Here is a 26,653-nt window from a genome sequence, read left to right as displayed (position 1 = left end):
TCGCGTCCGTTCAACCGAAGCGGTCGGCGACGAGGGCATAGAGCGCGCGCAAGGCGAAGGCCTCGCCGCCCGCCGGCCGGCCCGGCCGCCCCGCCGGGTTCCAGCCGTAGATGTCGAAGTGCGCCCACCGTGTCGAATCCGAAACGAACTCCTTGAGGTAGAGCGCGGCGGTGATCGCGCCGGCGAAACCGCCCTCGCCGGCGTTGTTGATGTCAGCAGTCTTGCTGTCGAGCATCTTGCGATAGGGCGCCCACAGCGGCAGGCGCCAGACGGGGTCGCGCCAGGCCCCGGCGTGGCATTCGATGTCGGCGGCCAGCGCGTCGTCGTTGGCGAAATAGACGGCGATCTCGGGCCCCAGAGCCACCCGCGCCGCGCCGGTCAGGGTGGCGCAGTCGACCAGCAGGTCCGGCTGTTCCGAATCGGCCTCGGCCAGGGCGTCGCACAGCACCACGCGGCCCTCGGCATCGGTGTTGCCGATCTCCACGGTCAGGCCCTTGCGCGTGCGCAGCACGTCCTGCGGCCGGTAGGCGGTGCCCGACACCATGTTCTCCACCGCCGGGATCAACAGGCGCAGACGCACGTCCAGCCCCGCCATCATGATCATGCGCGCCAGGCCCAGCGTGTTGGCCGCCCCGCCCATGTCCTTCTTCATCAGCTTCATGCCGGCCGAGGGCTTGAGGTCGTAGCCGCCCGAATCGAAGCACACTCCCTTGCCCACCAGCGTCACCCTGGGTGCGTCCTCTCGCCCCCAGCGGATGTCGATGAGGCGCGGCGGCCGGGCGCTGCCCTTGCCGACGGCGTAGATGGCGGGATAGTTGGCGCGCTCCAGGTCCTCGCCGACGATGACGTCCATGGTCGCACCGTGGGCGTCGGCCAGCACGCGGGCGGCGTCCTCCAGTTCCTCGGGGCCCATGTCGCTGGCCGGCGTGTTGATGAGGTCGCGGACAAGGGTGGTGCCGGCGACAGCGCGGGTCACGGCCTCGCGGTCGGCGGTGTCCGGCCACGCCAGGCGGGCCGGGCGCGACGGGCCTGAGGGCTCGCCGTCGCTCCCCACGCCGGCGGCGGCGGTGTTGGATTTGTAGCGGGTGAAGCTGTAGGCGCCCATCTCCCAGGCGAAGCACGCCCAGAAGGCCTGGTCGCCCTCGGGCGCGGGGTCCAGGCGGTAGTCGACGCGGGGCAGCGCCGTCGGCAGGGCGGCCAGCGCCCAGGGGTCGGACCCGTCGCCCAGCCCCGCCAGGACGCGCGCCGCGCCGCCCTCGGCGTCCGGCAGCATCAGGTGGGCGCCCGCCTCGGCCTTGAACCCGGCCGTCTCGACCCAGCGGCGCGTCGCCGGGTCCTGCGCCTCCAGCCATGACGTCAGCGCCTCGCGCGTCAGGGCGGTGACGGGAACGGCGGCATCGGCGTCGGCCCCGTCGATCAGGGCGGTGACCAGGGTTGTCTGCGCAGGCAAGGCGGACGTCTCCTTCTTCGCGGTAGTTTCCCCCAGTATAGAACCCTGCCGCGCGCCCGCACACCCGGAAAGGGCGCCGCCGCCACCAAAGGTGTCGAGGGACTACGGCCCGGCCACCGGCGCGGTTTCCTCGGCGGCGATCCTCGCCCGCTCGTCATAGAACCGCTTGGCCCCGGGGTGCAGGGGCACGCCCGTATCGTCGTCGGCGCGCGACGGGTCCAGCTTGCGCCCGCCGGGATGGCCGGAGCGGTACAGTTCCAGGCTGGTGGGATGCCACAGGGACTTGGTGATGGCGTAGGCCATCTCGTCGCTCATCTCGGCGGTGGTCAGCAGCACGGCACCGACGGCCAGCGTGGCGATGGCGCGCGTCTGGTTGGGGTAGGTGTCGGCCGGGATGACGTTGTGGGTCAGGTAGGGGAACACGCCCGCCAGCTTGTCGGCCGCCTGCCCGTCGATGGGCACCAGCGTGATCTCGTCGCGCTCCGCCAGGTCGGCGATGGCCTGGATGGGGGCGCCGCCGACGAAGAAGAAGGCGTCCAGTTCATCGTCCGCCAGCCGGTCGGCCGAGGGACCGGGCCGGATGTAGGCGGGTTTGACGTCGTTCAGCTTCAGGCCATGGGCGTTGAGGATCAGCCGCGCCTCCACCAGCGTGCCCGAGCCCTTCTCGCCCACCGACACGCGCTTGCCCTTCAGGTCCGCGACGCTTTCGATGCCGCTGCCGGTGCGGGCGACGAGGTGGATGCTTTCCGGGTACAGACGGGCCAGGGCGCGCAGGTTCTCCACGGCTTCGCCGCCACTGTAGATGCCTTCCGCCGACCACGCCCAGAAGCCGACGTCCGCCTGCACCAGCGCCATGTCGGCGGTGCCGGCCTTCAGGCTCTGGACATTGACCACCGATCCGCTGGTGGAAACGGCCGCGGCGATCAGGCCCGGCACGCCGCAACTGCCGCCCCGGTCGCAGGGGCGCGAGCCGGGCGGGTTGCTGATGGCGTTGGCGATCAGCCCGCCGATGGGAAAATAGGTGCCGCCGGTGGGGCCGGTGGCGATCCGCAGGACGGTCACGTCCTCGGGCGGCTGCTGCGCCCGCCCGTCGGGGCCAAGAACCACCAGGGCCGCCGCCACCGCCAGAACGGCCAGAACGGCCCGTCGGGCCAAGCCTATGCGGCGCGGCGCGTGGCGCGGTGGACGCGAATCGCGGTGCACGGCGTCTCTCCCCCTTGTGGCCTCGCGGGTGGTTCACCCACCTTGTCCTCGGACATATGGGTGTGACATTCCCGGGGGTCCAGCACAATGCCGGTATGGTCCAACGCTTTGATTTTTTCGTCGGGAGAAGAATGCGACGCCTGACCGCGCTGCCCGATCCGCAACTGCCGCCGTCCCAGTCCACGGCGGCCCGCGGCGATGCCGACGACGCAGCGATCGGCCCCTGCCCGCTGTGCGGCCGCCCCATGGTGCCGGGCCCCAGCCTCGACCGCCACCACTGGGTGCCCCGGTCCGAGGGCGGGCGCGAGCAGACGCTCATGCACCGCATCTGCCACCGCAAGATCCACAGCGTGCTGACCGAGCGCGACCTGGCCGCCGCCTACGACTCGCCCGACGCCCTGCGCACGCATCCCGAGATCGCACGGTTCCTGAGGTGGGTGCGCAAGAAACCGCCGGAATACATGGACCGCCACCGCCGGAAGCGGCGGTAGCGGCACCAACCCCCTACTCGTTGCGCAGAAGCGGCGCCGCCTTCACGCCCATGGCGCGCCAGGTGCCGGCGAACCCCGCCCCCAGCGTCACCACCACGCAGGCCAGCACCGTACCGGCGGCGATCCAGGGCAGCCAGGTCCAGGTGACCTCGCGCATGACGAAGGTCATCACCGCCCAGCCCACCACCGAGCCGATGGCAACGGCAATGACGCCCGTCGCCGCGCCCAGGATGCCGTATTCCACCAGGAAGGCGCGCAGCACGTCGCGCCGGGTCGCCCCCAGCACCTTGAGCACCACCGAGTCGTAGACCCGCCGCCGGTGCCCCGCCGCGATGGCGCCGGCCAGCACCAGCGCACCGGCCAGCAGCGTCACGGCGGCCACCGCCCGGACCGCGTTGCCCGCCGCCGCGATCACCTGGTTGACGGCATCCAGCGCATCCTTCACCCGCAGCGCGGAGACGTTGGACAGGCGGTCGGCCATCAGGCGTTCCAACTGGTCCGCCGCGGCGCCGTCGGCCTGCACGGTGGCGATCCAGGTGCGCGGCGCGCCGGCCAGCGTGTTGGGGCTGAACAGGAAGCTGAAGTTCATGCTCAACGAGCCCCAGTTCACGTTGCGCAGGTTGGCGATCTCGCCGGTGATGGCACGGCCCAGAACGTTGACCGTGACCGTGTCGCCAACGCCGACTCCCAGCCCCTCGGCAATGTTCTGGGCCAGGCTGATCTGCGGCGTGCCCTGCCAGTCGGCCGGCCACCATTCGCCGGCGACGATCTCGGCGTTGGACGGCGGTTCGGCGGCGGACGACAGGCCCCGGTCGCCGCGCACTGTCCAGCGGACCTCGGGGTCCACGTTCTCGATGACGACGGGGTCGCCCTTGAGGTGCGTGATGTTGCCGCGGATCATGTCGGCCATCTGGACAATGGACGCGCCCTCGACCTCCGCCACCGTGGTCTCGAACGTCTCCACCTGGTCGGGCTGGATGTCGATGAAGAAGAACGTCGGCGCCTGGTCCGGCAGGTTCTCGTTGATGGTGCGCGACAGGTTCCCCTCGATCTGCGCGACGGCCACCAGCACGGTCAGCCCCAGGCCCAGCGACAGCACCACCGAGGCCGTGGGCGCGCCCGGCCGGTGCAGGTTCGCCAGCGCCAGCCGCAGGCCGGGCCGGCCGCGCGCCGCCGTGGACTGGCGGGCGGCCAGCGCCTTCACCACCCAGGCCGCGCCCCGGAACAGCGCCAGCGACACCACCGAGCCGACGACGAACCACGCCGCCAGTACCGGGTTGTCGGCCGTGGCGATGGTCAGCGCCGCCAGCAGCCCGGCCAGCACCAGGATGCTCAGCAGGTCGCGCCCATGCGGCATCCCGCCCGGTGCCGCGACCACGCTGCGGAACAGGGCGGCGGCGCGGATGGCGCGGGTGCGCGACAGCGGCCACAGGGCGAAGACCAGCGCCGTCAGCACGCCGAAGCCCGCCGCCTTGACCAGCGGCCACGGGTACAGCGCCGCCTTGGCCTCCACCGGCAGAAGGCCCTTGAGCGCGCCCGACGCCGCGAAGGGCACCAACGCCCCCAGCACCAGCCCGAGCCCGATGCCCAGCGCCGCGATGAGCGTGATCTGGATGAGGTAGATGTGAAAGATGCGCCGGCTGGATGCGCCCAGGCACTTCAGCGTCGCGATGGTGTTCACCCGGCTGTCCAGGAAGGCCTTCACCGCATTGGCGACCCCGATGCCGCCCACCAGCAGCGCGGTCAGTCCCACCAGCGTCAGGAACAGGGTGATGTTGCCCAAAAACCGCTCGAACCCGGGGGCGGCACGGTCCAGGCCGCGCAACTGCCAGCCGGCGTCGGGGTACTCGCGCGTCAGGGCCGCACGCAGGTCCTCCACCCGATCGGTGGCGACGCGGGTTTCGTATTCGATCAGCGTGCCCGGCTGGACGAGGCCGGTCGCCTCCACCGCCGGATTCGCCAGCAGCACCGTCGGGCCGAAGCTGAAGACGCGGTTGGCGCGGTCGGGCTGGACGATGAGCGCCGCTCGCACCTCGACGTCCAGGTCGCCGAGGCGGATGGTGTCGCCGACGTCGATCCCCAGCCGCGCCAGAAGCGCGGGGTCCACCGCCGTGCCCCAGGTGCCGTCCCGCTGCGCCAGAGCCTCGGACAGCGGCATGGCGGGGTCCAGTTCGACCGCGCCGTAGAGCGGATAGGCGTCGTCGACGCCCTTCATCTGCACCAGGGTGCTGTCGCCGCCGCCGCGCGCCATGGTGCGGAGTTCGCTGGTCAGCGAGGTGCGGCCGAAGCTGTCCATCAGCGCCATCTGATCGGGCGTCGGCGGGCGGTAGGTCAGCTCCACCTCCAGGTCGCCACCCAGGATCACGCGGGCGTCGGCCTCAAGCCCGCGCTGCACGGCCTCGTTGGTCGACCCGGCGGCGGCGATGGCGGCCACCCCCAGCGCCAGGCAGGCCAGGAAGATGCGGAAACCGCTCAGGCCCCCGCGCAGCTCCCGCAGGGCGAAGCGCCAGGCGACCGGAAGATTGGCGAAGCGCGCCGCGGCCATGGTGTCAGTCCTCTTTGCGCCAGGCGATGAAGCCGCCGAACAGGAAGGCCTGGAAGAAATGCTCGGGCGCGGTGAAGCCGGCCTCGTCCAGCAGCGCCGTCAGGCGCGACAGAGGCACGAAGTGGACGTCGCGTTCCACATGGCGGCGGCCCTTTTCCACCTCCACCGGGTCGATGCCGTTGCCCAGCTGCCAGTGCATCCAGGCGTCCATGATGAGCTGGTGGCGCGGACTGCCGGGCGTCTCGTGCATGTCCGCCAGGATCAGCGGCGCGCCGGGCTTCAGGCGCTCGGCGATGCTTTTCAGGAGCGTGAGTTTGGTGCCGTCGTCGGGCAGGAAGTGCATGACCAGAAGGCAGGTGGCCGCGTCGAAGGCCGTTTCCTCGGCCGGCAGGTCGGCGCAGAGGCACGGATGCAGGCCGCAGCGCTCCGCCACCGGATGGCCCTTGATGCGGTCCTCGGCGATGGCGAGCATGCCCGCCGCCGGATCGCAGGCGGTGAACGACCAGCCGGGCGCGGCCTGCCCCAGCGCCAGAAGCTCCGCGCCCGTGCCGGCGCCGACCACCAGCACGCGGCCGTCTGCGGGCACGGCGTCCTTGAGCATGACGCCGGTCATGGAGTGCAGGGCGTCGTAGCCCGGGATGACCCGGCGGATCGTGTCGTCGTAGCGCTTGGCCCGGTTGGCGTGGAAGGTGTCGCGGTCGCGGTCGGATGTCCTGGTGTCGGCGGTCATGCCGCGCGGGCCTCCTTGATCTCCCCGTCGCGCAAGGACACGACGCGGTCGCAGCGCCCGGCCAGGCGGGGATCGTGGGTGATGAGCAGAAGCGTCGCGCCCTTCTTCTTCGCCATGTCGAACAGAAGATCCATGACGTGGGCGCCGGTGTCCTGGTCCAGGTTGCCGGTGGGCTCGTCGGCCAGCAGCACCTTGGGCTCCACCACGAAGGCGCGGGCCAGCGCCACGCGCTGCTGCTCCCCGCCCGAAAGCTGGCCGGGGTAGTGGTCCAGGCGGTGGCCCAGGCCGACGGCCTCCAGGTGTTCGGCGGCACGCTCGAAGGCGTCGCGCCGGCCGGCGAACTCCAGCGGCACGGCGACGTTCTCCAGCGCCGTCATGGTGGGCACCAGGTGGAAGCCCTGAAACACCACGCCCAGCGTGTCGCGGCGGAACAGCGCCAGGTCGTCCTCGTCCATGGCGGTCAGGTCGTGTCCGGCCACGGTGACCACGCCGTCGGTGGCGCGCTCCAGGCCGGCGATGACCATCATCATGGTGGACTTGCCGCTGCCGGACGGCCCGACGACGCCCACGGCCTCGCCGCCGTGAACGGTCAGGTCCAGGCCGCGCAGGATGTTGACGGGGCCGGCCGGCCCCTCCAAGGTCACGCGGACCGACCTTAAGTCAATGGTCGGAGCGGCGGTTGCGGCGCGGGTTTGCGTCGTCGTCGAGGAAGCGGGAGTAAAGCTCGTCATGCGATTTCCAGGTCTGAAAGCCCTCTGCACATTTGGCCTTGCGCTGTGGCTTGTCAACGGCAACGGCCCTGCGGTCCTGGCGGCGGAGGGTGATCCGGTCACCCTGCTGGCGCTGGGCGACAGCCTGACCGCCGGATACGACCTGCCCCAGGACGCCGCCTTCCCTGTACGGCTGGAAGAGGCCCTGCGGACCAGGGGCCACGACGTGACCGTCATCAACGCCGGCGTGTCCGGCGACACCACCGCCGGCGGGCTGGCGCGGCTGGACTGGCTGATCTCGGGCCAGGACATCGACGCCGCCATCGTGGAACTGGGCGCCAACGACGCCCTGCGCGGCCTGCCGCCGGAAGACGCCAAGAAAAACCTCGACGCCATCCTCTCGACGCTGAAGGATCGGGGCATCAACGTCCTGCTGGCGGGCATGATGGCCCCGCGCAACATGGGCCCGGAGTATGTGAAGGCTTTCGACGCCATGTATCCGGCCCTGGCGGAAAAGCACGACGTTTTGCTATATCCTTTCTTTCTCGAGGGTGTGGCGCTGCAAGAGGACCTGCTGCTCCCCGACGGCATGCATCCCAACGAACGGGGGGTCGACGTGATGGTCGAGACCATTCTGCCCAAGGTCGAGGCGCTGCTGAAGCGCACCACCGCGGCAGGCGGCTGACGACGCGGCGCCCGTCCCTGCCCTTGCTCCCACGGCCATCATCATGACGCACCCGGGTTTCCGTGACGCCATCGCCACCGGCCGCGACTGGGCCGAGGCCGCCGGCGCCTGTGCCGCCGCGCTGGGTCCGTGCGGCGGGCCGGGACGCCTGGGGTTCCTGTATGTCACAGAGCGCCTGGCCCCGGACCTGGGCGGCATCCTGTCGCTGCTGCGCGAGGCGACGGGCGTGGAAACCTGGGTGGGGGGCGCCGGCACCGGCATCTGCGGCCGCCGGCGCGAGGTCCACGGCGAGACGCCGGCGGTCTCCGCCATGGTCGCCGACCTGCCGCCCGACAGCTACCGCCTTCTGGGGTCGCTGGTGCGCGGCGGCGACATGCCCGAGCCCGACGTGCTGGACTGGGTGGGGCCGGTCTCGCCGGTTCTGGGCATCGTCCACGGCGACGCCGACAACAGCCAGTTGGGCTGGATCGTGGAAGACCTGACCGACATCACCGAGGGCTATCTGGTCGGCGGCCTGACGGGCGGCGGCGGCCCGGGCGCGGCGGTGCCGACCCAGCTTGCCGGGCTGCCGACGCGCGGCGGGCTGTCGGGCGTCCTGATCAGCGGCCATGTGCCGGTGGCCGTGGCCGGCACCCAGGGGTGCGTGCCCGTCGGCGACTACCACACGGTCACCGAAACCAGCCGCGCCGCCATCGCCCGCCTGGACGGCCGCCGGCCGCTGGACATCCTGTGCGAGGAAACCGGCGCCCACAGCCGCGAGGACCTCCGCGCCCTGGCCGGCGTGGTGCACGTCGGCCTGCCCGTCGGCGCCTCCGACGTCGGCGCCTTCACCGTCCGGCCGCTCATGGCGGTGGACCCGCGCACCGGCTGGATCGCCGCCGGCGCGCGGCTGGAGCCCGGCGACCGCCTGTGCTTCGTCCGCCGCACCCAGGAGGCGGCGGAGACCGACATGCGCGCCATGCTGAAACGCCTGCGCGCCCGGCTCGACGGCCGGCCGCCGCGCGGCGGGATCTACGTCAGCTGCCACGGCCGCGGTCCGGAACTGTTCGGCGGCCGTGACAGGGAAATGACGTTGATCGCTGAAGAACTTGGAGATTTTCCGCTCACGGGGTTTTTCGGCGGGGGCGAAATACGCCACAATCAGCTTTACACCCATTCGGGCGTGCTGACGGTCTTCCGCTAGCGCTTACGTCCCGCCCCGCCCGACCCGCCGCCAGACCAGGAAAGGGCCCGCGCCATGATCCGCCTCTTCGTCGGTCTCGACCTGCCCGAGGACCTGCGCGAGCAGCTTCACCGCCTGGGCGGCGGCATTCCCAACGCCCGCTGGCTGCCGCCCGAAAACTTGCACGTCACGGTGCGCTTCATCGGCGAGATCGACGAGGACCGCTGCGACGACGTCCACAATGCCCTGTCCGACATCCGCAGCCCCGCCTTCGACCTGGAGGTCGCCGGCATCGGCGCCTTCGAGAACGGCCACCGCGCCCACAGCCTGTGGGCGGGCGTGGAGAAGGTGCCCGAGCTGATGCACCTGCACGACAAGGTGGACCGCGCCCTGGTGGGCATCGGCGAGGCGCCGGAGCGGCGCAAGTACACCCCCCACGTCACCATCGCCCGGCTGAAGGGGGCGCCGGTCCACAAGGTCCAGGACTTCATCGCCCACAACAACCTGTTCCGCTGGGGACCGTGGCGGGTGGAGCACTTCACCCTGTTCTCCAGCGAACTGGGCCGCTCCGGCGCTACCTACACGGCGGAAGCCGACTACCCGCTGGTGCTGGGATAGCGGCCCGTCCCGCGGCACATGCCCTCATGCATGGATGGCTTGCGCGTTCGGGGCGATGACCGCGAAGCGGTCGCCCAGGGCGGCCAGGGACGCACGGTGCAGCGTCCCCGCGTCCATCACTCCGCCCGCCGGGTCGGGCAGGTCGCGTGTGGCGCAGGCCGCGGCGACGACGGTGGAGCGGTATCCCAGGTCCAGCGCCGCTCGCACCGTGGAACTGACGCACATGTGCGTCATGAAGCCGCAGACGATCAGGTCGGTGCGGCCGGTGGCCTTCACCCTGTCGTTCAACTCGGTTCCCGCGAAGGCGTTGGGCAGGCGCTTGCGGATGACCGCCTCGCCGGCGTGGGGCGCGACCGCCTCAGCGATGGCCCCGCCGGGTCCATCGGGATCGAACGGTCCGCCCGCGCCGCCCTGGTGGGCGATGTGGAACACCGGCGTGCCCGCCGCGCGCGCCCGCTCCAGCAGCGCCGCCGCCTCGGCCAGCGCCGGCTCCACACCCGGCAGGGCCAGGCGACCGTCGACGTATTCGTTCTGGCAGTCGATGAGCACGAGCACGCCCTCGGCCAGACGCGCGGGCGTCAGGTCGGCCTTGGCGAGGGACAGCAAAGTCTGGGGGGCTTCGGTCATGGCGGGGGCTCCATGGCTGGGCTGCGGAACAGGACCGCGGATCGGACCGGATCGGGGCGGGCCGGGGACTGAGGCGGGGCCGGGGCCCTAGCCGGCCTCCAGCACCGAGGCCGGATCGCGCAGGAAGTAGATGAGATCGATGGACGGCGGTTCCGCGCCGCTCTCGCTCAGCATCTGGTGGACCTGGCCCCGGTGGTGCGCCTGGTGGTTGAAGACATGGGTCAGCACCGGGTGCAGGGGCTGCTCGAAGGTCTCCCCCGCCATGTTGGCATAGCGGAAGGTGCCGGCAAGGCGCGCGTCGTCCCAGCCGTCGACGGTGCGGATGATGTGGGCGTCGAAATCCTCCCGCGCGCCGTACAGCGCCTGCGGATCGGCATAGAGCACCTCGTCCAGGCGGCTGACGCCGGCGTCGGTGCCCGCGATGCGGGAGAACCAGATACGGTCGCCCACCAGCACGTGGTTCAGCGTCTTGACGATGGAGCCGAAGAAACTCGGCCGCTCGCGCACCGCCTCGCCCGGCGGCAGGGCGACCACCGCATCATAAAGGCGCGTGTTGGCCCAGGCGTTGTAGCGGGCCATGGTGCGGACGTGGCGGACGGTCTGGGACATGCTCACGACAGGCCTCCCCCTGGTGGTGGGCGGGAATGGTCCCTCGAGCCTAGCGGGAAGGCCCGCCATCGCCAGGGCCACTTCCATGCGCCTGGAAAGGTCCGCCGGTGCCGGGAGTGCCGTGCCGGCGCCCCCGCGGCGCCCCGCTCAGGTGCGGACGTCGCACTCCGCCATTTTCATGTCGACGCGGTGCTGGCGGCAGCAGGCGATCAGGGTGTTGCGCAGAAGCATCGCGATGCCCAGCGGCCCCACGGCCTCGAACCGGTCGGCAAAGGCGCCGGCGACCGCGATGACCTCGTCGCGCTTCACGTCGCCCACCATGCGGGATTCACCCGGCCCGGCGTGAATGGTGTGGCGGCCGGTATCGATGACCGTCGCCCCCGGGGAAATCCAGTCGCCGCGCACCATCTCCGGCCGGTTCAGGGCCGCGACGACGATTTCGCAGTCGCGCGAGATGGCCTTCACGTCGGTCAGGCTGGTGCGGGAATGGGCCTGCGTGACCGTGCAGTCGGCGTCCGTCAGAAGCTTTGCCAGCGGCCGCCCGACGCCCAGGCAGCGGCCGAGCACCACCGCCCGCCGGCCGCTCATGTCGCCCAGGTGGCGGCGCAGCAGGTCCACCACCGCCAGCGGCAGGCTGGGCACCAGCCCGGCGGCTCCCAGCGCCAGTTCGCCGATGTTCAGCGGATGCTGGCCGTCGACGTCCTTGGCCGGGTCCACGGCACGGCGCACCTTGCCGATGTCGATGCCGGGCGGCACCGGCTCCAGGATCACGACGCCGTTGATGTCGCTGTCGTCGTTGATGCCCTCGACCACCAGCATCAGTTCGCGCGTGGTGCTTTCCCTGGGCATGTCGTGGCGGTTGACACGGAAGCCGGCGTCCAGCGCCCACTGCTCCCGGTGGTCGAGCATGGACTTGGTCTCGCCCTTGTCGCCGACGCGGATGAGGGCGAGGCCGGGGCGCACCCGCTCGTAGTCGCGCAGGGCGCGGACCCGGGCGGCGACGGCGTCGCGCAGGTCCTCGGCGTCCTCGCGGCCTTCCAGGATGACGGCTTTAGCCATGATCGCGCATCCGTTCCCAAAGGTGGTCGGCAAGGGCCTGCGGGTCGTCGCTTTCGATCAGCAGGGTCTTGCGGCGGTCGGTGGCGCCGGCGGTGATGGAGACGGCCGACTTCGGCAGCTTCCAAACCTTCGCCAACAGCTTCACCAACGCCTGATTGGCCTTGCCGTTCTCGGGCACGGCGGTGACCGCCACCTTGAGCACCCGCCCGCCGTCGGCATCGGCCGCCAGTCCCTGGAGGGCATTGCGCGATGCCTTGGGCGTCAGGCGCACGAACAGCCGAACGCCCCGCGCGCAGGGTTCCAGCGGCGGGGCGTCGGCGATGTCTGGATCGGCGGCGGCCATGGCGTCCTTAGAACGCGCCGGCCTGCATGGCGAGGCGGCCGAGCACACCTTCCAGGAAGATGATCAGCAGGATCAGCACCATGGGCGACAGGTCGACACCGCCCATCACCGGCACCACCGACCGGATGGGGCGCAGCGCCGGCTCGGTGATGCGATGCAGGAAATCGCCCACAAGGTAGACGAAGCGATTGCTCGTGTTGATCACATTGAAGGCGACCAGCCAGCTCAGCACGGCCGAGATGATGATGGCCCACAGGTAGAGGTTGAGCGCAATCAGCGCGACCTGGATCAGGGGACCGAGAACAACATCCATGGGGGACAACCGCTCCGCGTTGAAAAGCTCTGCAAAACGTAAGGCTTGGCCGGCACCGGCGCAAGAGCGCCCGTGCCCGCGCAAGGCCGTCGAAAAACCGCAGAGGATTTGCTTGACATCCCCCTCGGTCCTCACCATTATCCGCGTCCGCCGGGGCTGTAGCTCAGATGGGAGAGCGCTGCAATCGCACTGCAGAGGTCAGGGGTTCGATTCCCCTCAGCTCCACCAGAATTCCGGTGAACCCGCCGCTGGCGATAGCGGCGGGTTTTCTGCGTGGCGGCCGGCGATCGCCCCCCTGCCCTCCGGTTGGCGCCCCTCTGGGGCGACGGTTCGATTCCCCTCAGCTCCGCCAGAATTCCGGTGAACCCGCCGCTGGCGATAGCGGCGGGTTTTCTGCGTGGCGGCCGGCGATCGAACCCCTGCCCTCCGGTTGGCGCCCCTCTGGGGCGACGGAGTTTGCAAATCCTTATCAGATAGCAAAAAAGACCCTTCATTCCTGCGAAAGCAGGAATCCATATGCGGTGCCAACCGCCCTGCCGCACGCGCCGCCCCTCCCCCGCCCCGCACCAGCGGGGTACCGCATCCCCCTTCCGGGGCCGGGTCTGCCGCTTTTCTTGGCGGAACCCCGGCGCGCGCGGTAGCCTTCTCCTTCTGCCGTCTTCCACGGGATCGGAGGCTTGAGGGCCCATGCGCATCGCCCTGTTCCAGACCCAAGGCACCCCCGGCGACGTCGAGGCCAACATCACCGCCGCCGAGGAGGCCGCCGCGCGGGCCAAGGCCGGTGGCGCCGACCTGCTGATCCTGCCCGAGATGTTCCTGTCGGGCTATGCCATCGGGGAACTGGCGTTCGAACTGGCGGAATCCGCCGACGGCGACTCCGCCCGCCGCATGGCCGAGGCCGCCCGGCGCCACGCCATCGCCATCCTCTACGGCCACGGCGAGAACGGCGAGGGCGGGCACTGCTACGACGCCGCCACCCTGGTGGACGGGCGCGGGCGGCACCGCACCACCTATCGCAAGACCCACCTGTTCGGCGACGACGAGCGCACGGTCTATTCGCCCGGCAACGACCTGGGCCGGCCGCACGGGCTGAACGGCCTGCGCGTCGGCGTGCTGGTGTCCTACGATGCCGAGTTCCCCGAGGCCGTCCGCGCACTGGCCGCTCATGGCGCCGACCTGATTTGCGTGCCCGCCGCCCTGCCCGAGTCCCGGCGCAAGGTGGCGGATCTGCTGGTTCCCGCCCGCGCGGCGGAAAACGGCTGCTTCATCGCCTACGCCAACCGCTGCTGGCGCGAGCACGAAACGGCCTATGCGGGCATGAGCACCGTCGCCGCGCCCGACGGCTCGGTGCTGGCGCGGGCGGGGCGGGACGAGGAGATGCTGTTCGCCAACATCGACGTGCCGGCCTATCACCGAACGCGGGACGCCAGCCCCTATCTGGACGACCGCCGGCCGGAGCTTTACGCCGCGGCGGAATAGCCGGCGGCGCGGCGATCGCGGGTTGGTCGGGCGCGGGCTTGGTGGTACACCAAGGGCCTTCCAGACCCGCAGAGAAGTCGCAAGGATGACCCAGAAGCACCCGCTCCGCCTGTTCAACAGCCTGGGCCGCGAGGTTCAGGACTTCCAGCCCATCGATCCGCGGAACGTGCGCGTCTACTCCTGCGGCCCGACGGTCTACAACTACGCCCACATCGGCAACCTGCGCGCCTACGTCTTCGCCGACACCCTGCGCCGGGTGCTGACCTTCAAGGGCTACAACGTCACGCACGTCATCAACATCACCGATGTCGGCCACCTCACCTCCGACGCCGACGAGGGCGAGGACAAGATGGAGGTGGCCGCCAGCCGCGAGAAGAAATCCATCTGGGACATCGCGGCCCACTACACGGCGGTGTTCAAGGACGACGTGCGGCGCCTGAACATCCTGGAGCCCAGCCACTGGACCCCGGCCACCGCCCACATCCAGGAAATGATCGCCTTCGCCCGCGATCTGGACCAGGGCGGGTACCTCTACGAGCTTGAGGACGGCGCCTACTTCGACACCGCGCGCGTGCCCGACTACGGCAAGCTGGGCCTTCTGGACCTGGAAGGCCAGGAAGCCGGCGCCCGCGTGGCCGGCCCCGGCGACAAGCGCAACCCCGCCGACTTCGCGGTGTGGCGCAAGAGCCCCGAGAACAGCCGCCGCCAGATGGAATGGCACAGCCCCTGGGGCGTGGGCGCGCCGGGCTGGCACCTGGAATGCTCCGTCATGTCCATGAAGTACCTGGGGGAGCGGTTCGACATCCACACCGGCGGCATCGACCACCGCCAGGTCCACCATTGCAACGAGATCGCCCAGAACCAGGGCTACACCCGCAGCGAAAAGACGGGTGCCAACTGGTGGATGCACAACGAGTTCCTCATCATGCGCGACGGCAAGATGAGCAAGTCGTCGGGCAAGTTCCTGACGCTGGGCTCGCTCATCGACCAGGGCATCCATCCGGCCGTCTACCGCCTGTTCCTGCTGGGCGCGTCCTACCGCTCGTCGCTGGAGTTCACCTGGGACGCGCTGGTCGGCGTGCGGGCAAGCCTGCGGCGGATGCTCTTGCGGGTGGAAGACCTGAAGGCGCGGGCCGGTGACACGTCGCAGTGGATCAAGCTGGCGACGGAGGATCATTATTCCTCCGGCGGGTCGCTGTCCTATCTGGTGGAGCGCCTGACCGACGGCCTGACGGGCAAGCCGGCGGACTACATCGACAAGCTCGACGCCGCGGTCTCCAACGACCTGGGCACGCCGGTGGCGCTGGCGCACCTGAACGAGCTGCTGTTCGCCAAGAAGACCGATCCGGCCGACGTGCTGCGGGCGGCGGCGGTCTACGACCTGGTGCTGGGGCTGAACCTGCTGACCATGTCCCCGCGCGACCTGGTCATCCGCCCCGCCGGCCAGACCATCGACGAGGCCGAGATCGAGGCCCGCCTGGCCGAGCGCACCGAGGCCCGCAAGGCCAAGGACTTCGCCCGGTCGGATGCCATCCGGGACGAGCTGGAGGCCATGGGGGTCGGCATCATGGACACGCCCCAGGGCACCCTGTTCGAGTGGCTGCCGCTGGCGGCGACGGACATCAAGCCGGAGTAATCCCGCGCGCCGGTCCGGGCGTAGAGGGAGCATCCCCGACCCCGGACCGGAGGCCACCGCCATGCGCCTGACCCAAGCCCTCCTGACGCTGCTGCTCCTGCCCCTGTTCACGGTCCCTGCCCTTGCGGCGGAGGATGCCCTGTGGTCGGCCCTGAAGGAGGGCGGCCATGTGGTGCTCGTGCGCCATGCACTGGCGCCGGGAACGGGCGACCCGTCCAACTTCGCGCTGGACGACTGTTCCACCCAGCGGAACCTCAACGACACCGGCCGCCGGCAGGCCCGCGACACCGGCGATGCCTTCCGCGCGCACGACGTGCCGGTCTCCCGCGTCCTGACCAGCCAGTGGTGCCGCTGCGTCGAGACGGCGGAGCTTCTGGATTTGGCGCCGGTGGAGGAGGAACCGCTGCTCAACAGCTTCTTCCGCGACCGGTCGCGCGGCCCCGCCCAGATCGCCGGGCTGGAGGACCTGATCGCCGGCCTGCCGCGCGACGGCGGCACGGTGGTGATGGTGACCCATCAGGTGGTCATCACCGGCCTGACGGATGTGTTCCCCGCCAGCGGCGAAATGGTCGTCCTCCGCCTAGACCCCGGCGGCGGCTGGACCCAGGCGGGACGGATGGCGGCGCGGTGAGGGCGGGCGCCTAGCGCCCCACGTAGCGGTCGCCGGAGCGGTGGGCCTGGGAGAGGCTGACGAGGGTGTCCAGCACCTCCGCCACGCTGTCGACACGCTCCTTCTTGGCGCTGGCGAACAGCCTGTTCACCTCGGCCGCCGTCAGGGGCTTCATCTGGTCGGACAGCAGGGCGCGGACGAGGCGGGCCTTTTCCGGCAGGGTGCGGGGCCAGCGGGGCTTTTCCGTCGGCTCCACCACCGGCAGGTCGATCTTCTTCTGCGACGGTTTGGGGGGCGCGATGCCGGCGCGCGGCTTCTGGTAGTCGGGCCGCAGCCAGTGCACGCGGTTCTCCATGCGCTCGGCCATGGCGCGCCGGCGGTTGAGCGCCACCAGACTGGCGAGCATGTCCTCGTCGGAGATATGCGCCTCCCAGCCGTAGGCGGCGATGACCTCGCGGTCGATCCTGGCGTGCAGGACCTCCAGCGTCGCCAGTTGCGCCCGCTGGCGGATGTCGCGGTCCTTGGGGGTGAGCGTATCGCCGGCGCGCATCTTCTCCAGCACGTTGTGCATGGCGGTGATGGTCAGGTCCGGATGGGCGGCCTGACGCTCCTTGCGGTGCGCGTCCAACTCCTCCCCCAGCGCCGCGAGCGTGGCGCGGCGGGTGTCGGAGAGGCGGGGGAAGGGGAATTTGTCGAAGCAGTTGGACTTGGTGTAGCGGGGATCGTTGCCCTTGCCCATACGTCCGCCGGCAGCCAGAGCCCACGCGACATGAACGCGGCTCGACAAGACCGCCAGATGATGGGCCTCGTCCAGCCCAAAGCAGACGAGCATGTTGTCGGGGATGGTCGTCCCGGTCATGAACTGGAACGTCCGGTGCTTGCTGGTTTCGACGGTTGCCACGAAGCGGTCCAGTCCGCGCAGCGCGGCGCGGAGGTCCCGCCTGGGCTCGCCGAACAGCCACCAGTGATCCCGGTATGCCGGCCGGTTGTTGTGCTCCCGCTCCGGCCGCACCGTGTCCCAGACGTGCTGGTGCACGTCCCCGAACCGTTGCCGGACCTGATCTTCGTCCAGGCCGAACAGGTCGATGACCATGACGCCGCGCGGGCGCTGGGTGAGGTCCTTGCCGTTGCGGTAGGGTCGGATGTGCCTCTCAAGCCCCGGCACCCGCCCCAGCCCCAACTCTTCGGCCTTCTCTGGCGTCACGATGAAGCCCTTGCCGTGCAGCTTCATGCCCGGCGAGCACAGCCAGTCATTGGCCTTGAGCGGCAACGCCTTGGTCAAGTCCGCCCCGATCGTCAGGTCCGCGTTGATGCGTCCCACGCGCTCCACCAACTCCACCCCCCGGCCCTCGGCGTCGTCGCCGTCCTCGTGGGTGACGCGGTTCAGGCGGCCGTCGGTCTTGCCGGCCACGCCCACCGTCATGGCAATGCGCACCGCCGCGCCGTCCTCGGCGTCCACCCATGGATGGTCGGGAATGGCGAACAGCAGGGACAGCGGCTTTCCGGCCTCCAGGTGGTGCGCGACGATGCGGCGGTTGAAGGTCTGGGGCAGGCTGTTGGTCGTGATGAAGCCGAAGCGCCTCACCCTGCCCGCCCGCACCAGATTGGCGGCCTTGTGCCACCAGTACATGACGTAGTCGGTGGAGCGCGGCAGTTCGGAGTAGACGCTCCACAGCGCCTCGGTATAGCCGTCGCCCAGCACGTCGCGCAGGTCCTTGCCGCCCAGGAAGGGCGGGTTGCCGACGATGTAGTCGGCCTCGGGCCACTCCACCCCGCGGGGCTCGCGGTAGGTTTCCAGGGGCACGCGGGCGGTTTCGTCGGGGACGCTTTCGCCGGTCACGGGATCGATCCGCCGCGTCTCGCCGTCCCAGCGGGTGAGCGGCCGCCCCCGTCCGTCGCGACGAGGCTCGACGGCGCGCCAGGACAGCACGGCGTCGGCCTGGCGGATGTTGCCGAACTTGCGCAGCACCGGCTGGGTGGGCATCGCCTTGCCCTGGGTGCGGAAGTGCCATTGCAGATAGCCGATCCACAGCACCATCTCGGCCGCCGACGCGGCCCACGGGTTCTTTTCCAGGCCCAGGAACTGGTGCGGGTCCACCGTGTGGCGGTCCATCTCGAAGGTGTATTGCGCGTCGCCCAGGTCCTGCAGCAGGTCCAGCACCTCGCCTTCCAGCCGCTTCATGTGCTCCATGGTCACGTACAGGAAGTTGCCCGACCCGCAGGCCGGGTCCAGCACGCGGGTCTCGCACAGGCGCTGGTGGAAGCTGCGGACGGCGGCGACGGCCTTGGGGTCCTCGCCGTTTTCGTGGTGCAGGTAGGCGGCGGCCTTCACGGCGTCCCACTCGGCGCGCAGCGGCTCGATGACGGTGGGCAGCACCAGCCGCTCAACATAGGACCGCGGCGTGTAGTGCGCGCCCAGCTTGCGCCGCTCGCGCGGGTTCAGCGCACGCTCCAGAAGGGTGCCGAAGATGGCCGGCTCCACGTCCTTCCAGTCCTTGCGCGCCGCCCCCAGCAGGCATTCGATCTGGCGGCGGGTCAGGTCGAAGGCCACGGGGTCGGCGAACAGCCCGCCGTTGAAGCGCAGAAGCTTCGCCTCGGCGCGGGCGTAATAGCCGCCCTTGTTCATGGTCTTCCACAGGTCCTCCAGCTCGTCCCGCGCGATGGAGGGCTTGGCGTGGATGCGCTTGAGCAGCGTCGTGAACACCTCGCGCGGGCGAAGCAGGCCCACGTCCTCGGCGAACATGGTGAACAGGCAGCGCATGAGGAACCGCGCCACCGCCTCGGCATCGTGCCCCTTCTCGGTCAGGGATCGCCCCAGGTGGGCCAGCAGGCGGGAAACGGCGCGGGTGACCTTCTCGGAATGGCGGCTGGGGTCGAGCGCGGCCGGGTCGCGCCAGACGGCGCGCAGGCGGCGGCGGACCTCGGGACGCCGCAGGTCGGCAAGGGCGATGCGGAAGCTCTTGCCGTCGGGGAACTGGGTGAAGTGGGTGCCGGTCTTCGAAAAATCGGCATAGACCTCGATGCTGTGGCCCACGTCCACCACCAGCAGGAAGGGCACCCAGTCGCCGCGCTCCGCCGCGATGGCGCGGGCGTAGGACAGCGCCTGCTCGCGCGCCCGGGCCATCAGGCGGTCGTAGCCCGACGTGCCGCGCTCCCGCCCGGTGGCGGCCTTGCGGCGCTTTCGCCTGGGTCCGAGGATGGCGGGATCGGGGTCCTGCCCGGCCTCCTGCTTTTCCACGCCCTGCTTGGCCTCCAGCACGAAGTGGCCGGCCTTGTAGAGGTCGATCCACCCGTGGGAGGTCTCGCCGAAATCCTGGAAGGTGACCTTGCGCTCGAACACGTAGTCGTTCAGCGCGGTGTCCGCACCCTGCGGGTCGGGCCGGTCGAGGCCGAGCAGGGCGCACAGCTCCACCAGGAACAACTGGTAATTGCCCCGCTCCGCGCCTTCGGCGGCCGACCAGCGGTCGATGAAATCCTCAACGGCAGCGGGGGACGTGGGGTCGGCGGGGGGCGTGGTGTCGGGCATGGCATCGCGTCCTGAACTTGAACGCGATGCCGTTTAACCTCTTTAGGTGCAGGAGTCGAATCTTTCGTGCTACGGGAGCAATACCGACGCCCTCAATACCCGATCTCCTCCGCCGCCTGCTTCAGCACCTGCGCCGAGCGTTTCAGCGCCGCGTGCTCGGCGTCGGCCAGGTCGGGCATGATGGTGCCCAGGATGCCGCCGCGACCGATGATGCGGGGCAGGCTGGCGGCGACGTGCGGGATGCCCTCGATGGAGTCGTTGACCACCGACAGCGTCAGCACCGCGTGCTCGTCGTTGGCGATGGCCTGGCAGATGCGCATCAGCCCGCCGCCGATGCCGTACCACGTGGCACCCTTGCCCTCGATGATGTGATAGGCCGCGCGGCGCACCTGTTCGTCGATGTGCGCCTTGGCCGCGTCGTCCAGCGGGCGGCCCATCTGCTCGGCCAGGTCCTCCACCCGGACCGACCCGGCGATGGAGGAGGACCAGCACAGCACCTCCGAGTCGCCATGCTCCCCCAGCACGTAGCCGTGCACCGACTTGGACGACAGCCCCAGGTGCCAGGCCAGAAGGCCCCGGAAGCGGGCGGTGTCCAGCACCGTGCCGGACCCGATCACGCGCCCCGGCGCCAGCCCCGAAAGACGGGTCGCAACCTGCGTCATCACGTCCACAGGGTTGGTCGCCACCAGCAGGATCGTGCCGGGCGCCGCCCCCAGCACGCGCGGGATGATCTGCGCGAAGACGTCGGCGTTGCGCCCCAGTAGCTCCATGCGGCTTTCGCCCGGCTTCTGGTTGGCGCCGGCGGCCAGGATGACCGCGGCGGCATTCTCCAGGTCATCGTAGCCGCCCGCCCGCACCTTCACCGGATAGGCGAACGGCGTGGCGTGGCGAATGTCCTGCGCCTGCGCCTCGGCCATGCGGTGGTTGAGGTCCACCAGCACCACCTCCGACGCCGCCCCCCGCATCACCAGCGCATAGGCCGCCGCCGAGCCCACCATGCCGCATCCCACAACACCCACCTTCATGGCCGCATCCTCCCTCGGTCGTTCTCCGGTCTTGCCAACCATCAACGTCGGGCCCTAGTGTGCGGTCATAAAGAGGAACGAGCCATGAACGGAAATCTCTCTCCCCGCGCCATCGCCACCACGCGCGGTGTCTGCCGGCATCTGGCGGACCGCGGCATGGCCCCGGTCACGGAAGTGACGCTCGCCACCGGCCGGCGGGTGGACGTGCTGGCGCTGGGCGGCGACGGCTCTTTGCTGGTCGTCGAGGTGAAAAGCTGCGCCGCCGACTTCCACAGCGACGGCAAGTGGGAGGAATACCTGGCGTTCTGCGACGCCTTCACCTTCGCCGTGCCACCGGACTTTCCCACGGAAATCCTGCCCGCCGACCAGGGGCTGATCGTCGCCGACGACTACGAGGCCGCCATCCTGCGCCCGCCGGCGGCACGGCCGCGCCTGCACGCCAGCCGGCGCAAAGCGGTGACGCACCTGTTCGCCACCACCGCGGCGCGGCGCCTGCGGGGGCTCCAGGACCCCGCCGTGGCCGATCGCCTGGAACGTTCCGCCTGAGGCCGGGCGTTTGCCTCCCAGAGCAGGGAGGTGGACCGCCCATGATTCGCTTTACCGATTTCGTCGCGGTGGCCCGGGCAACGCCGGCCGATGCGCGCGCCCTGGGCCTGGCCGCCACGGCGGCGGTGGCGGCGCAGGCGCGCGGCGCCTCGGCCAGCCTGGTTCTGGTGGTCGAGGCCGCCGCCTTCGCCCTGCCCGGCTCGCTGGAAGACGTCGATCCCGGCCCGCCCTTCCGTCCCCTGCCGGAGCTTTTGGACGAACTGCGCGCGTCCGGCGGTCAGGTCTGCGTGTCCGCCGTCTGCCTGGTGAAGGAGGACATCGCCCCCGACCGCGTGGCCGAGGGCGTGACCATCATCACGGTCGATGAAATGGTGGACCTGCTGATGCGCGCGAAGGGCACCCTGCAACTGACGTGAGGGCGCCCCTCGCAGCCTGCCCGCTCAGCTTTTCAGCGCATCGATGTCGCCGAACAGCTCCAGCGCCTCGGGGTTGGCGAGCGCCTCCTTGTTCTTGACCGCGCGGCCGTGGACCACGTCGCGCACCGCCAGTTCGACGATCTTGCCCGACTTGGTGCGCGGAATGTCGTCCACCTGAACCACCTTGGCCGGCACGTGGCGGGGGGTCGCACCCTCCTTCACCGTCTGCTTGATGCGCTTGATCAGGTCCTCGGTCAGTTCCACGCCCTCGCGCAGGCGGACGAACAGCACGACGCGCACGTCGTTGTCCCAGTCCTGGCCGATGACGAGCGCCTCGATCACCTCTTCCAGCTTTTCCACCTGGCGGTAGATTTCCGCGGTGCCGATGCGCACGCCGCCGGGGTTGAGGGTCGCGTCGGAGCGGCCGTAGACGATGATGCCGCCGGTCGCGGTCAGTTCCACCCAGTCCCCGTGGGTCCAGGTGTTCTCGTACTTGTCGAAGTAGGCGTTATGGAAGCGCTCGCCGGTCGGGTCGTTCCAGAAGCCCACCGGCACCGACGGGAAGGCCTTGGTGCAGACCAGTTCGCCCTTCTGGCCGACCACCGGCTTGCCGTCGTCGTCGAAGACGTGGACGTCCATGGCCAGACCCCGGCACTGGATCTCGCCGCGGTAGACGGGGCCGATGGGGTTGCTCAGCATGAAGCACGAGAGAATATCCGTGCCGCCCGAGATGGAGGCGAGCTGGATGTCGTCCTTGATGCCCTCGTAGACGAAGTCGAAGCTTTCCGGGGCGAGCGGGGAGCCGGTGGAGGCCATGACGCGCACGGTGGAAAGATCGTGGCTGTCCTTGGGCACCAGGCCGGCCTTCTTCACCGCGTCGATCCACTTGGCCGAGGTGCCGAAGAAGGTCATCTTCTCCTCGTCGGCGTAGTCGAACAGCACGTTGCCCGAGGGATAGAACGGCGAGCCGTCGAACAGCAGCAGGGTCGAACCCGCCGCCAGCGCGGCGACCAGCCAGTTCCACATCATCCAGCCGCAGGTGGTGAAGTAGAAGACCCGGTCGCCCGGCTTCTCGTCACAGTGCAGCACATGCTCCTTCACCTGCTGAAGCAGCGTGCCGCCGTGTCCATGCACGATGCATTTCGGCGCGCCCGTGGTGCCCGAGCTGAACATGATGAACAGCGGATGGTCGAAGGGCAGCGGCTCGAAGGTTACCTCGGCGGGCATCTTCCCGGCGCAGAAGTCGCCCCAGGTGACGGCCCCCGTCACGCCCGAGACGTCGGGGGTGTCGGTGGTGTAGGGCACCACCACCACCTTTTCCAGCGAGGGCATGCGCTCGGCGATGGTCGCCAGCTTTTCCAGGCTGTCGTGGGTCTTGCCGTTGTAGAAGTAGCCGTTGCAGGCCACCAGCACCTTGGGCTCGATCTGGCCGAAGCGGTCCAGCACGCCCTGCACGCCGAAGTCCGGCGAGGCCGACGACCAGATGGCGCCCAGCCCCGTGGTCGCCAGCATGGCGATGACGGTTTCCGGCATGTTGGGCAGATAGCCGGCCACCCGGTCGCCCTTGCCGACACCCAGGTCCTTCAGCGCCTGCTGGAAGCGCGAGACCTCGGCCTTCAGGCCGCCGTAGGTGAGGCGGCGCTTCACCTTGTCCTCGCCGCGGAAGACGATGACCTCCTCGTCCTCGGGGCGCGGGCGCATGAGGTTTTCGGCATAATTGACGTGGCCCTCGGGGAACCACTTGGCGCCGGGCAGCTTGTGAACGTCGTCGACCACCACCGGGCCGGGCTCGCCGATGATGCCCAGCTCGTCCCAGGCCAGCCGCCAGAAGGCTTCCGGCTCCTCCACCGACCACTTGCGCAGGGACTCGTAGTCGGTGAACGAGCGGCCGGCGACAGGCTCGGCCTTGCGCATGAAGGCGGTCATGTTGGCGCGGGCGATGCGCTCGGCGGACGGTTCCCACAGCTTGGTGGCCACGGTGGCGTTCTCCCTTGTTCGTCGTTTTCGCGGTCGCGAATTGAGGGGGATCATGCCCCAATCCGGGGGCAATCGCCAAGTGGCGCGTGGGGTTAAGCGGGGCGGCGAAGCCGCCATAGGGTCGCGGAGCCGAAGGCGTGCGCGAAGCACACACCGCAGCCCTGCGCGACAGCGCAGGGAGCAGACGGAGATGCTGCCCCCTCTACCGCGCCTTGTTCAGTTCGTTGACCAGCAGCGGCCCGCGCGGGCCGGTGGCCCAGCCGAAGGCGTCGCGGCCGGTGTAGTCGGCGATGCGCGGGTCGGCGCCGGCGGCGATCAGGGCGCGCACCACGTCCATGTTGCCCTTGCGCACGGCGGCCATGAGCGGCGTCAGGCCCTGGTCGTTCTGCATGTCCAGGCGGGCACCGGCGTCGACCAGGGTGCGGACGATGCCGTCCGCCCCGCCGTCGGCCGCCCAGTAGAGGGCCGTGTTGCCCATGTCGTCGATCTTGTCGGGGCGGGCGTCGTGGCGCAGCAGCAGGTCCACCATGTCCGGCCGGTTCTGGCGCGTGGCGATGACCAGCAGGGGCTCGCCCTCGTTGTTGGTGGCGTCCGGCTCGCCCTTGCTCAGCAGGTAGGCCCGCACGGCCTCGGCGTCGCCGCGCCGCAGGTCCTCCACCACCTTCTTTTCCAGGCGGATGGACATTTCGGCCTGCGCCGGGGCCGGTGCCAGAGCGGCGAGCCCGGCGGCGCAGAAGGTTCCCAGAAGGACGGTGGCGGTGAAGCGACGAAGCATGGGCGGCGGGTCCCGGTGCAGCGGGTTTACGGATGGTTGCGCCCGCGCAGTGTCCGACGCCCCGTCCGGTCGGTCAAGACCCGCGATAGCGCGGCCCGCGCAGGCGGTTGAGCGGCGCGACGATGCGCGCCAGCCAGCCGGGCAGCACCCAGCTTGCCGGCTTCTGCGGCTCCAGCCCCAGGCCGAGGGAGGCCAGCCGGCCCTCGTCGTCCACCTCGCGCACGATGATCTCGGCATAGCCGATAGGGATGCGGTCGCCCGGCGCAGCGCGGCCCTCGAACACGCGCTCGAAGGTTTCCGCCAGGGTGCGCGTGGTGTCCAGCCCCGGCGGCGTCGGCAGGCCGTAGGTGGTGGCGACGTCGATGATGGTGGCGCTGGGCGCCAGCGGGAAATCGCCGAAAAAGGCGGTGTCGCTCAGGTCCGGTCCCTCCGGCTTGGCGAACAGGCGGTCGAGCAGCGGCACGTAGCGCGGATTGATGAAGATGTAGACGTAGTCCTTCGCGCGCAGCTTGCCGGCCTGGCGCCACGTCATGGACCGCCCCTCGCGCACCACCAGCGACGGCCGCGCCCAGCGCGGCACGCGGTGGCCGGTGGCGACGGCAGCGTCGGCGGAGACACGGTAGACCACCAGTTCGTGCCGTGCCTCGTCGGGCAGTTCCAGCTCGAAGCGCTCCACCAGACCGGACCGCGACGGCACCATCATGCCCAGCTTGCGGGCGACGGGACGGATGGACCAGCCCTGCACCACCAGCGACACAAGAACGATGATGAAGGCGATGTTGAACAGGTCCTGGCCGCCTTCCATCCCCGCCACCATGGGCACGATGGCCAGCAGGATGGACACCGCGCCGCGCAGGCCCACCCAGGCGGCGAACAGGGTCTCGCGCCCGGTGAACTTGAACGGCAGCAGCACCAGCCACACCGCCAGCGGCCGCGCCACCAGGATCAGCACCACCGCCAGCACGATGGCCGGCACGGCCACGGCGCCGAACTGCGAGGGCGTCGCCAGCAGGCCCAGCGTCAGGAACATGACGATCTGCGCCAGCCAGGTGACGCCCGCCTGGAAGCGTTTCAGCGTCGGGGCGTTGGGCATGTCGGCATTGCCCGCCACCACGCCGGCCACGTAGACCGCCAGAAAGCCGGACCCGCCGACCACGCTGACGGCCCCGAACAGGGTCAGCGCCAGGCTGATGACGGTCAGCGGGAACAGCATGGGCTCCAGCCGCACCCGGCGCATGAGCATCAGCATGGCGCGCCCGCCCAGGAAGCCGCCGACAAGCCCGATGCCCAATTGCTGGGCGACGGTCAGCGCCAGCGTCCAGTCCAGGCTGGCGAATCCCTGGCCGCTCAGCGCGACCTCGGCCAGCAGGATGGTCAGGAAGACGGCCATGGGGTCGTTGGAGCCGGATTCGATCTCCAGCAGGGACTTCACCCGGTCGCGCAGCTTCATGCCGCCGACACGCAGCAGGAAGAACACGGCGGCGGCGTCGGTGGACGACACGATGGCGCCCAGCAGGAAGGCCTGCGGCCACGGCAGGTCCATGACGAAATGCGCCGCCACGCCCAGCAAGCAGGCGGTCAGCATCACCCCCACCGTCGCCAGCGTCAGCGCCGGCCCGGCGGCCAGGCGGAAGCTCTTGATGGGCGTGCCGAAGCCGCTGTCGAACAGGATGACGGCCAGCGCCAGGCTGCCGATGAAATAGGCCAGCGGGGCGTTGTCGAAGTTCACGCCCACCAGCCCGTCCTCGCCGGCCACCAGCCCCATCAGCAGGAACACCAGCAACAGCGGCGCGCCGACGCGCATGGACAGCAGGCTCGTGAAGATGCTCACCGCCACGAGACCCGCGCCGAACAGGATCGCGACGTGGACGGTTTCGAGCACGGGCGGGTGTCCTTCTGCGGCGGCGGGGGAAACGGGCGGGCCAGGTCAGGTACTGTAACACGAACGGCCCGCCCCCGGATGCCGGGGACGGGCCGCCGCGTTTCAAGCCGGTATCAGCGGCCGGCCTGCGAGCCGGTGCCGAACTCGGGGTAGGCTTCCAGGCCAAGCTCGTGCTTGTCCATGCCGTCCATTTCCTCCTCGTCGGAGACCCGCAGGCCGACGGTGGCCTTGAGGAT

General features: G+C 70.2%; 24 protein-coding genes and 1 tRNA gene. 10 read left to right on the top strand and 15 right to left on the bottom strand.

Translation table 11 applies throughout. The annotated features are described in order from the left end of the window. Positions 1–10 precede the first annotated feature (10 nt). The gene (locus C882_RS09755; RefSeq protein ID WP_009540424.1) at positions 11–1,450 is read right to left on the bottom strand and encodes a leucyl aminopeptidase family protein; all 1,440 of its coding nucleotides are present in this window, start codon (positions 1,448–1,450) and stop codon (positions 11–13) included. A gap of 102 nt (positions 1,451–1,552) precedes the next feature. Next, complete coding sequence (locus tag C882_RS09750; protein WP_009540423.1) at positions 1,553–2,653, bottom strand: TAXI family TRAP transporter solute-binding subunit; 1,101 nt, start codon at positions 2,651–2,653, stop codon at positions 1,553–1,555. 131 nt (positions 2,654–2,784) lie between these two features. On the opposite strand from C882_RS09750, the gene C882_RS09745 reads away from it, so the two are divergent. Beyond that, entirely contained in the window at positions 2,785–3,144 is a 360-nt protein-coding gene (locus C882_RS09745) for an HNH endonuclease (RefSeq protein ID WP_009540422.1), read from the top strand. Positions 3,145–3,157: 13 nt separating this feature from the next. Here the strand turns inward: C882_RS09745 and C882_RS09740 are convergent, their stop codons facing one another. The 3 genes from C882_RS09740 to C882_RS09730 are packed head-to-tail and all read right to left on the bottom strand — an operon-like array spanning position 3,158 to position 7,063. Next, complete coding sequence (locus C882_RS09740; RefSeq protein ID WP_009540421.1) at positions 3,158–5,689, bottom strand: ABC transporter permease; 2,532 nt, start codon at positions 5,687–5,689, stop codon at positions 3,158–3,160. A gap of 4 nt (positions 5,690–5,693) precedes the next feature. Then, positions 5,694–6,419, bottom strand: a complete 726-nt coding sequence (locus C882_RS09735; protein WP_009540420.1) for a methyltransferase — start codon at positions 6,417–6,419, stop codon at positions 5,694–5,696. Next, on the bottom strand, positions 6,416–7,063 hold the full coding sequence (locus C882_RS09730; RefSeq protein WP_009540419.1) for an ABC transporter ATP-binding protein: 648 nt from the start codon (positions 7,061–7,063) through the stop codon (positions 6,416–6,418). The genes C882_RS09735 and C882_RS09730 overlap by 4 nt, the downstream gene beginning before the upstream one ends. An 85-nt stretch (positions 7,064–7,148) precedes the next feature. Between C882_RS09730 and C882_RS09725 the strand changes: the two genes are divergently transcribed. From C882_RS09725 to thpR, 3 genes are read left to right on the top strand one after another with little or no spacing between them, the layout of a single operon-like run. Beyond that, positions 7,149–7,814, top strand: a complete 666-nt coding sequence (locus tag C882_RS09725; RefSeq protein WP_009540418.1) for an arylesterase — start codon at positions 7,149–7,151, stop codon at positions 7,812–7,814. A gap of 43 nt (positions 7,815–7,857) precedes the next feature. Further along, on the top strand, positions 7,858–8,997 hold the full coding sequence (locus tag C882_RS09720; RefSeq protein ID WP_009540417.1) for an FIST signal transduction protein: 1,140 nt from the start codon (positions 7,858–7,860) through the stop codon (positions 8,995–8,997). A gap of 54 nt (positions 8,998–9,051) precedes the next feature. After that, entirely contained in the window at positions 9,052–9,594 is a 543-nt protein-coding gene (gene thpR, locus C882_RS09715; RefSeq protein ID WP_009540416.1) for an RNA 2',3'-cyclic phosphodiesterase, read from the top strand. A 24-nt stretch (positions 9,595–9,618) separates the two neighbouring features. On the opposite strand, the gene C882_RS09710 is transcribed toward thpR, so the two are convergent. From C882_RS09710 to C882_RS09690, 5 genes are all read right to left on the bottom strand, one after another. After that, positions 9,619–10,221 (bottom strand): cysteine hydrolase family protein, encoded by a 603-nt coding sequence (locus C882_RS09710; RefSeq protein WP_009540415.1) that lies wholly within the window; start codon positions 10,219–10,221, stop codon positions 9,619–9,621. Positions 10,222–10,308: 87 nt separating this feature from the next. Further along, on the bottom strand, positions 10,309–10,830 hold the full coding sequence (locus C882_RS09705) for a DinB family protein (RefSeq protein WP_043644814.1): 522 nt from the start codon (positions 10,828–10,830) through the stop codon (positions 10,309–10,311). A 147-nt stretch (positions 10,831–10,977) separates the two neighbouring features. Next, positions 10,978–11,889 carry a tetrahydrofolate dehydrogenase/cyclohydrolase catalytic domain-containing protein gene (locus C882_RS09700; RefSeq protein ID WP_009540413.1) on the bottom strand — a complete coding sequence of 304 codons (912 nt, stop codon included), beginning with the start codon at positions 11,887–11,889 and terminating at the stop codon, positions 10,978–10,980. After that, a complete protein-coding gene (locus C882_RS09695; protein ID WP_009540412.1) occupies positions 11,882–12,232 on the bottom strand; it encodes a DUF167 domain-containing protein in 351 nt (116 codons plus the stop codon). Before C882_RS09695 ends, C882_RS09700 begins: the two co-directional genes overlap by 8 nt. Positions 12,233–12,239: 7 nt before the next feature. Next, positions 12,240–12,545 carry a YggT family protein gene (locus C882_RS09690; RefSeq protein ID WP_009540411.1) on the bottom strand — a complete coding sequence of 102 codons (306 nt, stop codon included), beginning with the start codon at positions 12,543–12,545 and terminating at the stop codon, positions 12,240–12,242. Between the two features lie 152 nt (positions 12,546–12,697). Between C882_RS09690 and C882_RS09685 the strand changes: the two genes are divergently transcribed. From C882_RS09685 to C882_RS09670, 4 genes are all read left to right on the top strand, one after another. Next, a tRNA-Ala gene (locus C882_RS09685) sits at positions 12,698–12,773 on the top strand. Positions 12,774–13,232: 459 nt separating this feature from the next. After that, on the top strand, positions 13,233–14,024 hold the full coding sequence (locus C882_RS09680) for a nitrilase-related carbon-nitrogen hydrolase (RefSeq protein WP_009540410.1): 792 nt from the start codon (positions 13,233–13,235) through the stop codon (positions 14,022–14,024). 85 nt (positions 14,025–14,109) lie between these two features. Then, on the top strand, positions 14,110–15,660 hold the full coding sequence (gene cysS / locus C882_RS09675; RefSeq protein WP_009540409.1) for a cysteine--tRNA ligase: 1,551 nt from the start codon (positions 14,110–14,112) through the stop codon (positions 15,658–15,660). Positions 15,661–15,721: 61 nt separating this feature from the next. Further along, a complete protein-coding gene (locus C882_RS09670) occupies positions 15,722–16,291 on the top strand; it encodes a histidine phosphatase family protein (RefSeq protein ID WP_009540408.1) in 570 nt (189 codons plus the stop codon). Between the two features lie 10 nt (positions 16,292–16,301). On the opposite strand, the gene C882_RS09665 is transcribed toward C882_RS09670, so the two are convergent. After that, a complete protein-coding gene (locus tag C882_RS09665; RefSeq protein ID WP_009540407.1) occupies positions 16,302–19,796 on the bottom strand; it encodes a class I SAM-dependent DNA methyltransferase in 3,495 nt (1,164 codons plus the stop codon). Positions 19,797–19,888: 92 nt separating this feature from the next. After that, complete coding sequence (locus C882_RS09660) at positions 19,889–20,821, bottom strand: L-lactate dehydrogenase (RefSeq protein WP_009540406.1); 933 nt, start codon at positions 20,819–20,821, stop codon at positions 19,889–19,891. A gap of 84 nt (positions 20,822–20,905) precedes the next feature. On the opposite strand from C882_RS09660, the gene C882_RS09655 reads away from it, so the two are divergent. Together C882_RS09655 and C882_RS23140 are read left to right on the top strand one after the other, a co-directional pair. Continuing rightward, positions 20,906–21,367 carry an MmcB family DNA repair protein gene (locus C882_RS09655; RefSeq protein ID WP_009540405.1) on the top strand — a complete coding sequence of 154 codons (462 nt, stop codon included), beginning with the start codon at positions 20,906–20,908 and terminating at the stop codon, positions 21,365–21,367. Positions 21,368–21,408: 41 nt separating this feature from the next. Further along, positions 21,409–21,783, top strand: coding sequence for a DsrE family protein (locus C882_RS23140; protein WP_009540404.1), 375 nt, complete (start codon positions 21,409–21,411; stop codon positions 21,781–21,783). A gap of 24 nt (positions 21,784–21,807) precedes the next feature. Here C882_RS23140 and C882_RS09645 read toward each other — a convergent pair whose 3' ends face one another. The 3 genes from C882_RS09645 to C882_RS09635 all read right to left on the bottom strand — a co-directional run bounded on the left by C882_RS09645 (position 21,808) and on the right by C882_RS09635 (position 26,417). Beyond that, positions 21,808–23,760 (bottom strand): acetoacetate--CoA ligase, encoded by a 1,953-nt coding sequence (locus C882_RS09645; protein ID WP_009540403.1) that lies wholly within the window; start codon positions 23,758–23,760, stop codon positions 21,808–21,810. A 202-nt stretch (positions 23,761–23,962) separates the two neighbouring features. After that, on the bottom strand, positions 23,963–24,535 hold the full coding sequence (locus C882_RS23135; protein ID WP_009540402.1) for an ankyrin repeat domain-containing protein: 573 nt from the start codon (positions 24,533–24,535) through the stop codon (positions 23,963–23,965). Between the two features lie 73 nt (positions 24,536–24,608). Beyond that, positions 24,609–26,417, bottom strand: coding sequence for a potassium/proton antiporter (locus tag C882_RS09635; protein ID WP_009540401.1), 1,809 nt, complete (start codon positions 26,415–26,417; stop codon positions 24,609–24,611). Positions 26,418–26,653: the final 236 nt, after the last annotated feature.

The organism is Caenispirillum salinarum AK4 (assembly GCF_000315795.1).
Lineage (GTDB): Bacteria > Pseudomonadota > Alphaproteobacteria > Rhodospirillales > Rhodospirillaceae > Caenispirillum > Caenispirillum salinarum.
This window is presented reverse-complemented; position numbering and strand designations above follow the sequence as displayed.

Excerpts from the sequence above, each read along its gene's own strand:
- C882_RS09745 (WP_009540422.1), top strand. The coding sequence starts at position 2,785 with ATGCGACGCCTGACCGCGCTGCCCGATCCGCAACTGCCGCCGTCCCAG.
- C882_RS09740 (WP_009540421.1), bottom strand. The coding sequence starts at position 5,689 with ATGGCCGCGGCGCGCTTCGCCAATCTTCCGGTCGCCTGGCGCTTCGCC.
- C882_RS09735 (WP_009540420.1), bottom strand. The coding sequence starts at position 6,419 with ATGACCGCCGACACCAGGACATCCGACCGCGACCGCGACACCTTCCAC.
- C882_RS09725 (WP_009540418.1), top strand. The coding sequence starts at position 7,149 with ATGCGATTTCCAGGTCTGAAAGCCCTCTGCACATTTGGCCTTGCGCTG.
- C882_RS09720 (WP_009540417.1), top strand. The coding sequence starts at position 7,858 with ATGACGCACCCGGGTTTCCGTGACGCCATCGCCACCGGCCGCGACTGG.
- thpR (WP_009540416.1), top strand. The coding sequence starts at position 9,052 with ATGATCCGCCTCTTCGTCGGTCTCGACCTGCCCGAGGACCTGCGCGAG.
- C882_RS09710 (WP_009540415.1), bottom strand. The coding sequence starts at position 10,221 with ATGACCGAAGCCCCCCAGACTTTGCTGTCCCTCGCCAAGGCCGACCTG.
- C882_RS09705 (WP_043644814.1), bottom strand. The coding sequence starts at position 10,830 with ATGTCCCAGACCGTCCGCCACGTCCGCACCATGGCCCGCTACAACGCC.
- C882_RS09700 (WP_009540413.1), bottom strand. The coding sequence starts at position 11,889 with ATGGCTAAAGCCGTCATCCTGGAAGGCCGCGAGGACGCCGAGGACCTG.
- C882_RS09695 (WP_009540412.1), bottom strand. The coding sequence starts at position 12,232 with ATGGCCGCCGCCGATCCAGACATCGCCGACGCCCCGCCGCTGGAACCC.
- C882_RS09690 (WP_009540411.1), bottom strand. The coding sequence starts at position 12,545 with ATGGATGTTGTTCTCGGTCCCCTGATCCAGGTCGCGCTGATTGCGCTC.
- C882_RS09680 (WP_009540410.1), top strand. The coding sequence starts at position 13,233 with ATGCGCATCGCCCTGTTCCAGACCCAAGGCACCCCCGGCGACGTCGAG.
- cysS (WP_009540409.1), top strand. The coding sequence starts at position 14,110 with ATGACCCAGAAGCACCCGCTCCGCCTGTTCAACAGCCTGGGCCGCGAG.
- C882_RS09670 (WP_009540408.1), top strand. The coding sequence starts at position 15,722 with ATGCGCCTGACCCAAGCCCTCCTGACGCTGCTGCTCCTGCCCCTGTTC.
- C882_RS09665 (WP_009540407.1), bottom strand. The coding sequence starts at position 19,796 with ATGCCCGACACCACGCCCCCCGCCGACCCCACGTCCCCCGCTGCCGTT.
- C882_RS09660 (WP_009540406.1), bottom strand. The coding sequence starts at position 20,821 with ATGAAGGTGGGTGTTGTGGGATGCGGCATGGTGGGCTCGGCGGCGGCC.
- C882_RS09655 (WP_009540405.1), top strand. The coding sequence starts at position 20,906 with ATGAACGGAAATCTCTCTCCCCGCGCCATCGCCACCACGCGCGGTGTC.
- C882_RS23140 (WP_009540404.1), top strand. The coding sequence starts at position 21,409 with ATGATTCGCTTTACCGATTTCGTCGCGGTGGCCCGGGCAACGCCGGCC.
- C882_RS23135 (WP_009540402.1), bottom strand. The coding sequence starts at position 24,535 with ATGCTTCGTCGCTTCACCGCCACCGTCCTTCTGGGAACCTTCTGCGCC.